This is a genomic window from Arcicella sp. GW458-12-2-14-TSB2 (assembly GCF_059423785.1).
On record NZ_JBWKYN010000153.1, the window covers coordinates 1 to 14530 of the forward strand.

Annotated in this window: 11 protein-coding genes and 1 tRNA gene; 2 read left to right on the top strand and 10 right to left on the bottom strand. The window is 35.2% G+C overall.

Annotated features, from left to right (window positions below):
• From AC07XN_RS18555 to AC07XN_RS18590, 8 genes are all read right to left on the bottom strand, one after another.
• Positions 1-554, bottom strand: a 554-nt coding sequence (locus AC07XN_RS18555; protein ID WP_494744124.1) for a 1-acyl-sn-glycerol-3-phosphate acyltransferase, incomplete at its 3' end; no start/stop codon positions are given.
• An 84-nt stretch (positions 555-638) separates the two neighbouring features.
• Entirely contained in the window at positions 639-1829 is a 1191-nt protein-coding gene (locus tag AC07XN_RS18560; protein WP_309916293.1) for a site-2 protease family protein, read from the bottom strand.
• The gene (locus tag AC07XN_RS18565) at positions 1819-2439 is read right to left on the bottom strand and encodes an HAD family hydrolase (RefSeq protein WP_494744125.1); all 621 of its coding nucleotides are present in this window, start codon (positions 2437-2439) and stop codon (positions 1819-1821) included. Before AC07XN_RS18565 ends, AC07XN_RS18560 begins: the two co-directional genes overlap by 11 nt.
• Positions 2439-3389 (bottom strand): acetyl-CoA carboxylase carboxyltransferase subunit alpha, encoded by a 951-nt coding sequence (locus tag AC07XN_RS18570; protein WP_309916299.1) that lies wholly within the window; start codon positions 3387-3389, stop codon positions 2439-2441. Before AC07XN_RS18570 ends, AC07XN_RS18565 begins: the two co-directional genes overlap by 1 nt.
• Before the next feature lie 164 nt (positions 3390-3553).
• Positions 3554-4981: an MBL fold metallo-hydrolase gene (locus tag AC07XN_RS18575; protein WP_309916303.1), complete on the bottom strand. Its 1428-nt coding sequence runs from the start codon at positions 4979-4981 to the stop codon at positions 3554-3556.
• Between the two features lie 133 nt (positions 4982-5114).
• Complete coding sequence (locus tag AC07XN_RS18580; protein WP_494744126.1) at positions 5115-5780, bottom strand: CAP domain-containing protein; 666 nt, start codon at positions 5778-5780, stop codon at positions 5115-5117.
• 41 nt (positions 5781-5821) lie between these two features.
• Positions 5822-6865: a DUF6807 domain-containing protein gene (locus AC07XN_RS18585; RefSeq protein ID WP_494744127.1), complete on the bottom strand. Its 1044-nt coding sequence runs from the start codon at positions 6863-6865 to the stop codon at positions 5822-5824.
• A gap of 83 nt (positions 6866-6948) precedes the next feature.
• Positions 6949-8190 (bottom strand): hypothetical protein, encoded by a 1242-nt coding sequence (locus tag AC07XN_RS18590; RefSeq protein WP_494744128.1) that lies wholly within the window; start codon positions 8188-8190, stop codon positions 6949-6951.
• Between the two features lie 531 nt (positions 8191-8721).
• Between AC07XN_RS18590 and AC07XN_RS18595 the strand changes: the two genes are divergently transcribed.
• Entirely contained in the window at positions 8722-10404 is a 1683-nt protein-coding gene (locus AC07XN_RS18595) for a dihydrolipoamide acetyltransferase family protein (protein ID WP_494744129.1), read from the top strand.
• Between the two features lie 69 nt (positions 10405-10473).
• Here the strand turns inward: AC07XN_RS18595 and AC07XN_RS18600 are convergent, their stop codons facing one another.
• Both AC07XN_RS18600 and AC07XN_RS18605 read right to left on the bottom strand, forming a co-directional pair.
• Positions 10474-12225, bottom strand: coding sequence for a hypothetical protein (locus AC07XN_RS18600; protein WP_494744130.1), 1752 nt, complete (start codon positions 12223-12225; stop codon positions 10474-10476).
• Positions 12226-12514: 289 nt separating this feature from the next.
• Positions 12515-12586: transfer RNA gene (locus AC07XN_RS18605), tRNA-Glu, on the bottom strand.
• A 270-nt stretch (positions 12587-12856) separates the two neighbouring features.
• Here AC07XN_RS18605 and AC07XN_RS18610 point away from each other — a divergent pair.
• Complete coding sequence (locus tag AC07XN_RS18610) at positions 12857-14440, top strand: putative maltokinase (protein WP_494744131.1); 1584 nt, start codon at positions 12857-12859, stop codon at positions 14438-14440.
• The last annotated feature ends 90 nt before the right edge of the window (positions 14441-14530 follow it).

A 14530-nucleotide genomic window follows, 5' to 3' on the forward strand; every position in this document is an offset into this window, starting at 1 on the left:
TATTTTAAGTAATTACTTACCCAGCTTTTTTTATAACCACCAATCTTATCGAAGAATAAAGCAATTTGCTTTAAATCCGCATGAGAATCAGACGTTGTATAAAAAGGCTCGCTGATAACAATTGCTTTGATAGAATAATCAAAACCAATCATCACAATAGGAATATTGGCATTTTTTGCGATAAAATAAAAGCCCATTTTTAATTTATCAACATCTTTTCTAGTCCCTTCAGGCGCAATTACGAGGTGTAACTCTTCTTTTGAATTATATAAAGTAGTGACAGCTTTAACGACCTGATTATTGCTTGAACGATCTACAGGGTAACCACCTAGCCAATAAAACATCCAGCCAAATGGTCCTTCAAATAATTCTTTCTTACCTAAGAACCCCATTTTTACACCAATGGCAGCTCTAGCACCAATTCCCACAGGAAAATCTACTGATTTTGCATGAGGAGCAACTATCAAAATACTTTTTTTAATATATTTTGGAAATTCGCCAACAAGTTTCCAACCTGCTAACTTGAAAAGGAATTTGAATAAAAAATTAAACATTTTAAGGAGCAATGAAAATTAAGTTTTGTGTAACAGACTTTCGTTTTTCTTACTGAAATTAACTGTTTCAATACCGATAGTCAATTATTTAGCAGAAAAATCAATTTGCATAAATGGATATGGAGTAAAACAAAGAATAAAGATAGCTAATGACACCCAACCCAATAACTGTCTTTTGAAGTCTAAAGGTTCGTCGATTTCTACTTCGGGATGATATATTCCTAAAAATCTACCTAATAAAAATAAAAAAGGGAAGAATCCTGAGAAACCTTGAATGCTTGCTAAGGCAGGAATATAACTCAAAATAAATTGTCCTACTACTACGCTTAAGCTCAGCACCCAAGAGGTAAGCTGATTTTCTGAAATTCTTGAAAAACAAATTCTCAGGAACAATACATACCCCAACAGCCATGTAAAGAAATCAGATTCGGATTTATAGTATCCTGTTACACCAATATTTTTAATGTCGGCAATGGTAAACATTCCATATCCAGCAAAAAAAGCAAAAGCCACAAAAATAATAGGAGAGATGATATTAAATTTCTTTTTACCGATTAACCCATAAAGAATATGTCCGCCGTCTAATTGACCAATGGGGAATAAATTGAGTGCGGTAAAAAACAATGCTAAATATCCAGCCCAAATCAATGGATAGTGCATGATTTCAAAATTGGGAGGCAAAAGAGCAGGATCTGCTACATAAGTTTTAAAGAATTTGAACAATAGATTATCCCCCAACACTAATTGGCCATTCATAAATTTAGGAATCTTCATTATCTCTGTAGGATATTCTCTTCCAAATTTTTGATAATCAGGATGTACTGTAAAAATATATTCAAAGGGAGGCAAATGAGTGAAGCCATAATACAATACTGCCAAGGCCACCACAAAACCCGCCAAAGGACCAGCAATACCAATATCGAAATATTGTTTTCTTGAACGCGTTTTCCCCGTGATTCGAATGACAGCTCCCAACGTACCAATACCAATATCTGTTAGAACACTCAGCCACATGGGAATATAATAGGGAAGGGAAGTTTTGATATTATAATACCTAGCCGTAAAATAATGCCCAAATTCATGACAAGTGAGGAATGCTAAAAATGGAATAGAGAATTGAAAGCCTTGCCAAAAATCTTCAGGAAAATGTAGAAGATAGGGTTCGGGAAAAAAGAAAAAAGCCTTGGCAGTCATTGCTTCTGCACCTGCCAAGGTTGTTGTTATTAAAGTAACGATGAAAAGAACCGCTTGGATAATCTCTGTTTTATACTTCATTTGAAAATAAATCTAAAATCGTAAATTCTTGAGGAACAATTTGCTTTGTTTGAATACCTATCGCAGCAGCTCCTTCTAAGTTTACTAACAGGTCATCCAAGAATAAGGTTTCAGAAGCTATCAGATTAGCTTGTTTCAACACTGTTTCGTAGATGTCTACTTCAGGTTTTAGCTTTCCCATTTCATACGAAAGGAAGACATGATGAAAAATATCACTAAAATGCTTTATACCTGTAGCACGCTCTAAAATTCTTTCTACTTCTAAAAAGTGAATATCGCTAGTATTCGAAAGAATATAAATCTGATATTTTGTGGCTAATTTTTTGATGAGCTCAATCCTTGCTGGGTCAATATCCATCAATAAAGCACAAAAGGCTGTATCAATCTCTTGGTCGCTAGCCGTGATTTTCAACTCTTCTCTAATTTCAGCCCTAAATTCAGCATCGCTTAAATGTCCTTTTTCGTATCTAGACCAAATTTGCTTTTCTTTCAGAATTCTTTCACTTTCTTTCCAGTTTACATTTTCTGAAATATCCGTAAAAGCCTTAAATGTTCTTTCAAAGTCAATGTCTATGATTACGTTTCCTAAGTCGAAGATGATATTTTTCACTAATTGTATACACCCATGTTACCAAACTTCTCAATTCTTTGATTGATTCTTTCGGCAGGGCTAATGTTTTGAAGTTCAGAAATCGTTTTAAGTATCACATCTTTTACAGTTTGACTGATTGTCGGATAGTCAAGATGGGCACCGCCTAGTGGTTCAGGAATAATGCCATCTACTAAACCATTTTTCAACATATCAGTCGCCGTTGGTTTCAATGCCTCCGCTGCTTGTTCTTTAAAATTCCATGTTCTCCATAAAATAGTTGAACAGTTTTCTGGAGAAATTACAGAATACCAAGAGTTTTCGAGCATCAACACTCTATCACCAATCGCAATCCCTAAAGCTCCACCAGAAGCACCTTCGCCAATGATAATACAGATGACAGGTACTTTTAGCATAAACATATCACGGATGTTTCTAGCAATGGCTTCCCCTTGTCCGCGTTCTTCTGCTTCTAAGCCAGGGAATGCACCAGGCGTATCTATCAAAGTAACGATTGGCTTGCCAAATTTCTCTGCCATTTTCATTAAGCGTAACGCTTTGCGATAGCCCTCTGGGTTTGGCATTCCGAAATTACGCAATTGGCGTTGCTTAGTATTTCTTCCTTTTTGCTGACCAATGAACATAATTGTTTGGTCTCCAATTTTACCAAAACCTCCCACCATTGCTTTATCATCACCCACATTTCTATCACCGAAAATCTCGATAAACTCATCACAGATGTTTTCGATATAGTCTAACGTATAAGGGCGTTCAGGATGACGAGAAAGTTGGACTCTTTGCCAGCGAGTTAGATTAGTAAATGTTTCTCTTTTTAGCTCTTCGATGTTGGCTTCCAACTGTGAAGCCGCTAAAGACACATCTACATTATTATCAATTGCCAATTTTTTCATTTCAGCTAATTTAGCTTCAAGCTCGGCAATAGGTTTTTCAAAATCTAGTAAAGTACGCATATTTAGTTTTTTACGGTTATTAAATTATCCGTTGACTATTTTAGAAAGGTAAAATTCAGCGAATAAAACTGAAGTTTTAAAAATATTCACGCAAAATTAGACAAATATCAACCTAAAAGAAAAGACTGACCAAATTTTTGAGATTTGACCAGTCTTTTAATCGATTATAAAATATATTCTTGTCCCATTTCTGGAATCTCAATATTTGAATATCCTTCATCTTCAAGCAAAGTCTTGAAAGTATTCATACTATCTTCTTCTCCATGAATTAAAAACACTTTTTTGAGCTTTTTAGGAGATTGTTTCTTGACAAAATTTACTAAATCTTGTTGGTCCCCATGACCCGAGAAAATATCAATTTTCTCAACGTTGGCTAAAACTTGATATTCTACATCTTTGATTTTCAATGACTTCTGTCCATTCATTAAACGCCAACCTAGTGTTCCTTCAGATGAATAGCCTACCAATAGAATAGTGCAATATACATTATTGATATTGGCAGCAATGTGTTGTTCTACACGCCCTCCAGAAATCATTCCCGAAGCTGAAATGATAATACAAGGTTCAGCATAATTAGAAATAGCCTTACTTGATTTTTCACTTTGAATATATTGTAAATTTTCAAAATCAAATAAGGAATCATTTTCCTCATAAAAATCTCGCGCTTGTTTATTCAGCTGTTTGATGTTTTTTTGATATACTTTGGTGGAAGCATAAGCTAAAGGACTATCACTGAATACTTTAATCGGCGTAAATCCCTTTTCAGAGTACAACCTATTTAGGGTATAAAGCAATGCTTGCGTTCTGCCAATTGAAAAAGCAGGAATAATTAACCTGCCCGGAATATCAATACAAGTACGCTGGATGATTTCAGCTAATGCTTCTTCTGGTGTTTTTTTGTCTTCGTGTAACCTACCTCCATAAGTAGTTTCGCATAATAAGTAATCAACCTCTGGAATTTCAGTAGAAGGGTCTATATGCAGAGGATAGTCTTTCCTTCCGATATCACCAGAAAAACAGATACTTTTCGTTTCACCATTTTCTTGTACTTCGATAATAATATGAGCCGCACCCAATAAATGCCCAGCAGGAATAAACGTTACCCAAGCATTATCGGCAATTCTGAATCGTCTGTGAAATTGAAGTGTAACAAAGTTACTCATTGCATCTTCAACGTCTTTCTGTAAATATAAATCGCCCTTAATGAGCAACCTATCCATCTTCTTTTTCTTCTTTTTGCTATCTCCTTCTGCTTGTTTTACTTTTTTTAAGTTCAGATTGGCTGCATCATACAACAAAAGGCTTGTCAAATCGGCGGTTGAAGAAGTACATAGTACTTGCCCTTCATAACCTTCACGATACAACATGGGGATATTTCCAGAATGGTCTATATGTGCGTGTGTAAGAAGAACTAAATTTATTTGCGAGGCCTCAAATGGAAAAAATGCTTTATTACTTACTGGTTGTGTATAATCAACTTCGCGACCCATATTTCTTCCACAATCAATTAGAATCTTAAATTCATCATCTAGTTCAAGTAAATACATACTACCCGTCACCTGCCTCGTAGCTCCCCAAAAAGTTAATTTCATTCTATGTATTTTATGTTTTAAATCCTAATTGGTAATTAGTGTAAATACAAAGATACCAAAAAGAGCTTCAATTCAAATAGGTGAATTTCCTGAAAAATAGAAAATCTCCAGAAAGTATTTGTCTATCTGGACTTTATCCTCCAAAATTTTGCGTGATTCTGCTAAAAGGACTATTCTGTGATTTATAAGGATTTTTACTTAATCTGATAGCACAGCCCATCACCTTGTAATTCTTATTGAGCAGATTTGCTCGGTGTCCAGGCGAATCCATCCACTCGTTTACAATGTTGGTGGCCAACTCTTTATAAGTCTGCATCGTCAAGGTTTTTTCTGTTTTACAATCAATATATTGAAAATCACCCCCCTTTCTTTTAGGTTCAATAAGACAAAACATATCTTCTTTCGATTGAATAATATCAAACTCAGCAATATTTTCAGCCATTTGTGAAAACTCACTAGTTTTATTCATGATTCTTTTGGCAAAAGTGCTGTTGCTTCTACTAGAAGGGTCTTCGTGGCTATAAAAATTCCTATTAATCATTGCTTCTGAATGTTCAGATGCTACTTGATGTAGTACAGAAGAATAAGCAAAGAGTGGGAGATGATATTTTTTTCGTTGTAAATTACTTATATGAAATAGCGTAGCATCAAGTAATTCTTCATCTGGATTTCTAGCATCAATGGGTTGATTGACTTTTGCTGAGCTTAAGAAATCATTTGGACTGACTTCATAAAGAGAAGTTTCTGTTTGAAAAGAAGTGCTTACAACACAGAAAAATATTAAAAATAGATACTTCATACATTTTTTATTTATAAAACGTATGAAGTACCTACTATAGTTTATTTAGCAAAATCTGCGGCTAATTTATTTAATGTCTCATCAGTAACTTTTCCAGAAGTGATTACTGTACGATAGCGGAAAGTAACAGATTGTTTCGGTGCCAACGTATAGTTCAATTCTTTCTTTTCTTTACTGAAAACTTTCTCTCCTAATGGATTAGCAGCAAAAAGTCCATAGCCACGTGCATGCCAAAATGTAGGATAGTTTACATTTTTAGGGTGGTCGATGATGGCAATAGAAATATCTTCGTCTTTGATTTTACCAGCTAAGTTTGTCCATTTTCCTCTAGTACTCCACACATTTTCACCTTCAATTCCTTCACTGCTTCTATAATTACCAGTAATACCTGTGTTATCCAATTTGTCCACCTTGGTTTCGATACCATTTGCATCTACGAAAACATCAGGTTTGTCAGAAGGGTGTTCTAATTCACGCGCAACTCTGATAGCAAAAAATCCATCTTTTACATCTTTAAAAACAACTTCTTTGTCTTGAGCCGTCAAAGTTGTAATTCTGTCAATAATACGTTGGTTACCTTTTGCATGAAAAATATACGTTGTTTTTTCTTTCAAAAGTGTAGTACCCTTTCCATCCGTATCAACCCAGTCGGCTGTTACAGATAAACTTGCCTTACCTGCTCCGCCTTTACTTGATACAATCCCTGTATGCTTAATAGTTCCATATTTTGAACGGTCTTTGATAGCAGTAGAATTGTTCCAAAAATCAAAACCATTGACAGATTCATAATTAAGCCACATCCCTACGTGGTGCGGATGGTCAACTCTTTCTCCCGGACGAGTAGCAAAAGGATATCCACGTGTAATAGTAGTTCCTTTTGAGGTAAGGATTGGGAACAATACAGGTTTTTTTAGAATAGCATCGCTCGGGTAGAAGTAAGCTGTAAAAGGTTTATCGTCTACTAATACATCTACTTTGTTTTCATTTTCTTTAACAACAAGTTTGATTTGATCTTTTTTTTGTTGAGCCATTGCGGAATTATAGCCAAATAAAAGAGTACAAAGCAATAAAAAGTTTTTTTTCATTAGTATTTTGTTTGAGAGTTTTACCATTAAAATTGTCTTTACCTATCCAAAGCATAAAAGAGATTTTTTATACTGAATAGCCTTTAAATTTCCTGCTTTTTCATGGCCAGATTCAACCAATATAATACACCGATAAATATAATAATTTCGAAAAAGTATTCCATTGTAAAGCGTAACTCAGAGAAATCTTTGAATTGTAAAAATGGTTTGCCAATTCTAAACCATAACGAAGGCTGAAAAGAAGCTATGAATTGTATCAGGAAGGTAATGACGATAAATCTTTTACAATTAAAAAAGTTAAAGCCAAAAATCAGGGGCATTGAATAAATGAAAACATAATTGGCATACGAACCGATTTGTATCACCATCATTAACCCAAAAAGAATTATCCAAATTTTGGGAATGTATTCCTGAATGGTTAATTTCCTGCTTAGGTAGGTCTGCCATAAAGCAAATACTAATATGACAAAAAGACCAATCCAATTGATTACCTTAATGTTATTACCTAGGTTAAAACTCCAGATGAAAGGGTTTGCAATAGACCAAGCATTAGGAGCCATAGGTTCTTGAGCCAAACGGATAGGCATCAAGAATGAATTGCCACCATAATACAATAAGAAAAAAAGGACGGGTAAGCCTACTACTATATTGCCTAGAAAGAATTTAACTTTGTCTGTTACTTTAAAAAATATTAGAGGAATAAATAAGACAAAAAATGCTTTAGTACATAATAAGCCAAGACCAGTGATTATGCCTAATACAAAATCTGATTTTTGTTTTTTCCAACAATAGATGATTAAACAAGCAAAGCCCCACATCCAGATGTCTTCTTGCCCACCGATGACACAAAAAATAAAAGGACCAGGGAGTAATAAATAAATTAATGTTTTGAATAAATCTGCAGATTGTTTTTTGGAAGAGAAAGTAATCATGGTAATCCAAAGAACAAGGAGCTCAATAAATATCATTAAGAGTGTGACGGCTTCGGGGCTATTCCAAAGGAAAAGCAATAAGGCAGTGATATAAGGAAATAATGGTGAATATAATGACTCGAAGTCACGGTATACTAATTTTAATTTAAGGGCTTCTTGGGCTGATTTCCAAAAAATGATAACATCCGACTGTGCCTTGAAATGCAGGATGACATAAACAATTATAAAGGGGATAATCCTAAATAAGATAGATAGTATTAAAAAAGAATTAACTCTTTTTAATTTATCAAAGATTTTTTCTAAGTCTTGTTGATACCTAAAAGCGAGTAATGCTATAAAACACAGGCCTAATGAAATCAAAATTTTAAAATAAATCGTTCCGTACTTAGTCATGTCTATCATATTATCTATGAAATTTAGAGAGCTAGTTGCAAAACTAACCCAGATGATTGAATAGAATTAATAGCTAATGATGGTATAGCCTAGTATAACATAGTACGAGAAGATGTAAAACAAAGACTTTAATATAGTATATATTATATCTAAATACTTTTAATGAAGAGTGGTTAGGTAGCCTTGGAAGAAAGCCTTTAAAATAAAAGAGGGTTGGTTTGTTGAGGTTAAAGTTAGTGTTGTTTTATTGATATATAAAATTTTATTTTTTTTAGTATAAATTGATGGTTATTGTGTTTTCAATTAACAGAATAAATACATGTTATGAAAAGAAGACAAAATTATATTTTTTCAAGATAGCTTTTGAAACCAAGTGTTTAGCCTTATTTTTGAATTCTAAATTGGTTGTGTAGTTGTTTTTATTAGTTTTTAGTTGTTGATTTACCCAAATTTTATCACAGCAAATCACTATTTAGCTAATGGCTATTTAACCATTTACCAAAAACAGTAAATTTTCCTATAATAATAAAAATGGCAGAAATCATAACCATGCCCAAAATGAGCGACACCATGACAGAAGGTGTTGTTGCAGAATGGCTCAAAAAAGTTGGTGACCCTTTAAAGCCAGGTGACGGCTTGATTGCAGAAATCGAAACAGATAAAGCTACGATGGAGCTTGATTTGGACGAAAGAATGGATTTGAGCAATTTTAAAGATTGCCGAATTTTATACATTGGTTTAGAGAAAGGCAAGGCCGTACCTGTAGATAGCATCATTGCTATTATTGGTGAAAATGGTGAAGCTTATGAACATCTTTTATCTGGTAGTACTCCTGCCAAAGCTGATGCCCCTGCTACTCCAGAAGAACCAGCCGCTGCGAAACCTGAACAAAGTGCTCCAGCTGTAGATACTTCTAATATCAAAGCCGAAGTAATTGGAATGCCGAAAATGTCGGATACAATGATGGAAGGTACATTGGTGGCTTGGCTTAAGAAAGTCGGAGATACAATCAAAGCAGGCGATGCTCTTTTGGCGGAAGTGGAAACTGATAAAGCCACCATGGAATTTGATTTAGATAATTTTATTGATGTTACAAAATACAATCCTTGTACATTATTGTATATCGGTCTTGAAGAAGGAAAAACTGTAAATGTTGATGACGTTATTGCTATAATTGGGGAACCAGGTGCTGATTACCAAGCATTATTGAATGGTGGAAAAGCGGCTGCAGCTCCTGCAGCTAGCACTGCAGCTCCAGCTACAACTAATACACCAGCGCCAGAAGCTAAAGTAGAAGAAGCTGCTCCTGTAGCTGATGCGGATGGACGAGTGAAGGCTTCACCATTAGCAAAAGCTTTAGCGAAAGACAAAGGCATTAACATTGCTCAAGTAAAAGGTACTGGTGAAAACGGAAGAGTAGTAAAAGCTGACGTTGATAATTTTGTTCCTGCCGCTGCTGCTCCTAAACCTGCTGAGGCACCTGCTAAAGCGTCGGGTAAACCTGCCGTAGCAGCACCAGTGATTACTGCAGAAGAAAGCTACGAAGAATTCCCATTGAATCAGATGCGTAAAACGATTGCTCGTCGTTTATCTGAATCTAAGTTCTCGGCGCCAGAATTCTATTTAACCATGGAAATCAACATGGATAAAGCGATGACTGCCAGAGTATCAATGAATGAAATTTCTCCTGTGAAAATTTCATTTAATGATATGGTGATGAAAGCCGCTGCTGTAGCTTTAACAAAACATCCAAAAGTGAATTCTTATTGGTTGGGCGATAAAATCAGAATCAATCACCATGTACACATCGGAATGGCTGTAGCTGTTGAAGATGGTTTGTTAGTACCAGTTATTCGTTTTGCTAACACTAAATCACTTTCTCAGATTTCTGCGGAGGCAAAAGATTTAGGTGGTAAAGCTAAAAACAAACAATTACAACCAAAAGACTGGGAAGGTAATACTTTCACAGTAAGTAACTTGGGTATGTTTGGTATTGATGAGTTTACATCAATTATTAACCAACCTGAATCATGTATCTTGGCTGTAGGTGGTATTAAAGAAACTGTTGCTGTTAAAAACGGACAATTCTATGCGACAAACATTATGAAAGTAACCCTTACTTGCGACCACCGTACAGTGGATGGTGCAACAGGTGCTGCTTTCTTGCAGACTTTCAAACAATTATTGGAAGATCCAATCAAATTGTTAGTATAGTCTCGGATATAGATTCACAAAAAAAGCTTGCAGATTTGTCTGCAAGCTTTTTTTGTGAATTAGTATTTTTTAAAATTTCAACATCGTATAAAAATATTCTTTATCAGCCGTTGGAATAGAGGCTAAAGGCTTGTTTTTATAGATTGGATTAGTAGTTTCCCATGCATCAGGGGTAATATGAATTTCTTGATAAACACCATCAACGTTTGCTCTTAACCATACTTCTGTAGGCTCTATCCCTTCAGAACGCCAGCACATAGCCTCTAACTTTTTCGGACCTACTTTGGTTCTGCAAGGTAAGACTTTGGGAGAGTCTGCCCATTCTACGGCTTTGTGTTTTACCCAATTTTTGTGGTCATAACTTTGTTCTGTTTCCCAATATTGTGGAACCATTTCAAGGTATGCATCTGCCCCGCCATTGGTCATTAACATTTTTAAGGCTGCAAAAAAGCCGATGTAGGTGTCATGTGCTTTGTTATCTACAAAGGAGTTTTTATCCCATTCATGCAAATCTACATTGTTCATATAATTGATGCTAACAATGTCAAATGCATAGCGTCGTCCTGCCATTGCTCCTCTGTGTGCTAGGATGGCATCTTCTACTACGTTTCCATTGGCTAATTTAACGTAAGGATTTAAACCGATAGGGCCTTTGTCTGCAATCACTTTCGTAAGCATCTTGTTGCGTCTGTTATTGAGCTTGTACCTACAGTACCATGATTGCCACTCTAATAAAGTACCCGCTCTTGCTAAAAAATGCTCTGTATTTCTATTGTTACCATATTTATTAATCACAACCGTATTTCCATTGCCTAAATCATAAGTTTTACCTTGTTGCGTAAACTCGTGTGAATAAAACGATATTTCGTTGCTTGGGATAATATTAGGATAGTCGATAGGGCGTTTGTTAATGACTCCCTTTGAAGGAATAGAAATAGGAGTAGTGGAAGATAGCCAATCCTCAGAAAATTTGGCTTTGCTATTCGTGTAATTACCCTCAGCATCTGGATAATAAAGCGTCATTTTTTCGCCATTTTCTCTGTCGTGAATATAACCAAGTGTATAAATAGGCCCACCATAGTCTGAAGAAACATCGCCAGTAGTACTTTCAGCCATGCCAATTAGCACAGCCCTATGAAGTTTATCACCATAGTCGGCAGTACCGTCTTCTATATCAACGGCCACTAATCCCCTATGCGATTTACCGTTGATATTATCACCCCATCCCATCGTAGCATCTAGGGACGTAGAACGTCCAAAGTCATAAGCACCTTCCATCCCTTTGCTTGATAGCTTTTCTCCACCTGATAGGCTTCCTTCAAAAAATCTGTGCTGATAGGGGATAGTACTGATAAAATCTTGAAAACGTTTTCCTACAAAAGGGTCAATATCATTATTCCACGGCTTCCCACGTTCTAAATCAATTTGCCAGATATAGTCAAGACCTCTTTTGCCATAACCACTATAAAACTCTGGTACGATGGTAACATTACCCATTAAGCCTACTTCCCAAGGATTAATATGATTATCAGTAAAAGGCTTGCCCCAGAAATTCCACCAAACCCCCCACTTGGGTCTTATATATCCTTGTTCATTTATATAAGTAGGTATCGTGAATTTACCAATCAATTGTAAAGGAAGGTCATTTACTTTTGTTTGTATGGCAATTTCTTTTGCCACATTACTAATTGATTGAGGTGTATTTGTAATTGTTTTGGTAGGAAGTTGCTGTATTTTTTTGACAGTATTTACGGTGTGTTCAGTATGCTGTCCACAAGAAATAAAAGATATTAGGGTAAATAAGATGAGTATTTTTTTCATTATATAAAGCATTATTAATAGTTGCAATACTGGATAGTTAACCAATTTGCAACTATAACGAAAAAAATACTTGTTAATGCAATAATCTGTTACTTTTTGTTTTTATTCCTGAAGTCTCAATTTTCATTTGCATTGAATCCAATCTTTAGAATGGCGTCAACCACAGTGTAATTGAATCCTATTTTTTGATCTTGTCCCAACAAAGGAGGGAGGAGGAGGTTTTGATGTAGATGAGTTAAAACAAAAAAGCAGACAACTCTAAAAGAGTTGTCTGCTTTTGACAGAATTGTAGTCCGTACGGGAATCGAACCCGTGTTTCATCCGTGAAAGGGACGTGTCCTAACCCCTAGACGAACGGACCATTGGGTTAAAACTTTTCGATATTTTGTATCGCTGTTCGTTTTTCGTGGTGCAAAGGTAGGGAGAATATTTAGAATACACAACCACAAAATGAAAAAAAAGAAAACAAATTGTTAAAGTTGTTGATAATCAAAACCTTGCAAAGTGGTTTTTTTGAAAAATATTTTTAATAATGATGAAAGCACTATTCTGCTTTTTTTAAATATAAATAAATTATAAATTTAAATTCTGAAAATACCATTTTTATAAAACAAAATTTAGGCTATCAATAATGATTCAATCAAAAATTACCTCACTAAGCTCAAAAATTGCGTGGGAGCAAATTAGGGCAGATACAGAGCTTTTTGACAATTTTGAAAAAAATGTTTTACCTGCCTATCTAAATAGCTGTAGGTGGTTTGCTGGTAAGGCTAGAATACAGAAATCCTTTAAGGTCACAACAACCTTAGAAATTCCGATGAAGGATTCCATAGCTTTACTAATGATTATCTCTGTTTCTTATGAAGATGGGGATGTGGAACGTTATCTACTGCCAGTTTCGTTTATAGATGCAGGTCATACAAAAGAAATAACGCCCAAAGGGATAATTACCTTGGCTTATATCAACAATAAAAGGGGAATCATCGTAGATGCCATTTATGATGAACGTTTTCAGCAAACTATTTTTTATCATTTAGCCCATGCTGAAAATATTGCTCAACAGGAGGGAAGAGTAGACTTTACGCGCGGTAAAGGGTTTTTAGGAGAAGATATCAACGCACCGATTAGCTCTAAAGTCTTGCCAGTTGATTCTTCTAATTCAGCGATTGTTTTTGGCGATAAGTATTTTCTAAAGCTATACAGAAAATTATTTACCGAGACTAATCCAGAAGTAGATATGGTGGAGTTTATCACAGAACATTCCACTTTCGCTTTTATTCCAGCGTTTGCGGGGAGTTTGGTATGGAAACAAGAACAAATGCCAGACATTACGCTTGGGATGATGCAGCGGATGGTAGAGAACCAAGCTGATAGTTGGGTTCAAACGGGAGAGCAGTTAAATGATTTTGTGGAGGCTTTTATTGCGAAATCGTTTTCGATTAAAGAAGAAGTATTTCAGCAAGTAGAATTGTTGGCTCAACGAACTGCGGAAATGCACTTGGCTTTATATAAACCCGAAGCCGAAAAAATGTTTGTTCCTGTTCCTTTTGATGATGCCTATAGAAAGTTTGTTCATGATAGATTAACTAATTTGTTAGATAAAAGATATAGCCTACTCATTGATAACTACACCAAGATTACTGATGTAGTAACAAGAAAGCTGGCTTGGGATTTTATGGAGGCTCGTGAGTTGATTGAAGAGTTTGCCGCAGGAATTCTTGAAAAACCAATTTTTTCACAAAGGATTAGGATTCATGGCGATTATCATTTGGGGCAGGTATTAGCTACACAGAATGATTATATCATCATCGATTTTGAAGGAGAGCCTGAGAGTTCTATCACTGATAGAAAAATCAAGCATTCGCCTTTGAAAGATGTAGCAGGCATGATTAGGAGCTATCATTATGCTATTTCAGCAAAAATGTTTAATGACCCTGCTTCGGCAAAACTAGATTCACAAAGAATACAGACCGTAGCAGACCGCTGGTATAGATTGATTCAGCAAACGTTTATGGATAAATATTTAGAAACGTTTGGTAACCCACATCCTTTGTTTAAGAACAATAATGAAATTAATTTTTTGATGTTGATATATCTTTTAGAAAAGGCTGTTTATGAATTAGGCTATGAAATAAACTATAGACCAGACTGGGTTAAAATACCATTGAAGGGAATTGTAAATGTAATTCGAGAAATTGAAAAGTTGAAAATGTAGCTGACAAAAAGACCAAAGCTCAATTGAGAGTTTTGGTCTTTTTGTTTTATTATAATATAATCAAGTGTATTTCAAATGATATAATAGTAT

What these genes read in the sequence shown, in the direction of transcription:
- AC07XN_RS18570 (WP_309916299.1), bottom strand. Translation starts at nt 3,389, where the DNA reads ATGCGTACTTTACTAGATTTTGAAAAACCTATTGCCGAGCTTGAAGCT.
- AC07XN_RS18560 (WP_309916293.1), bottom strand. Translation starts at nt 1,829, where the DNA reads ATGAAGTATAAAACAGAGATTATCCAAGCGGTTCTTTTCATCGTTACT.
- AC07XN_RS18600 (WP_494744130.1), bottom strand. Translation starts at nt 12,225, where the DNA reads ATGAAAAAAATACTCATCTTATTTACCCTAATATCTTTTATTTCTTGT.
- AC07XN_RS18585 (WP_494744127.1), bottom strand. Translation starts at nt 6,865, where the DNA reads ATGAAAAAAAACTTTTTATTGCTTTGTACTCTTTTATTTGGCTATAAT.
- AC07XN_RS18590 (WP_494744128.1), bottom strand. Translation starts at nt 8,190, where the DNA reads ATGACTAAGTACGGAACGATTTATTTTAAAATTTTGATTTCATTAGGC.
- AC07XN_RS18595 (WP_494744129.1), top strand. Translation starts at nt 8,722, where the DNA reads ATGGCAGAAATCATAACCATGCCCAAAATGAGCGACACCATGACAGAA.
- AC07XN_RS18575 (WP_309916303.1), bottom strand. Translation starts at nt 4,981, where the DNA reads ATGAAATTAACTTTTTGGGGAGCTACGAGGCAGGTGACGGGTAGTATG.
- AC07XN_RS18610 (WP_494744131.1), top strand. Translation starts at nt 12,857, where the DNA reads ATGATTCAATCAAAAATTACCTCACTAAGCTCAAAAATTGCGTGGGAG.
- AC07XN_RS18580 (WP_494744126.1), bottom strand. Translation starts at nt 5,780, where the DNA reads ATGAAGTATCTATTTTTAATATTTTTCTGTGTTGTAAGCACTTCTTTT.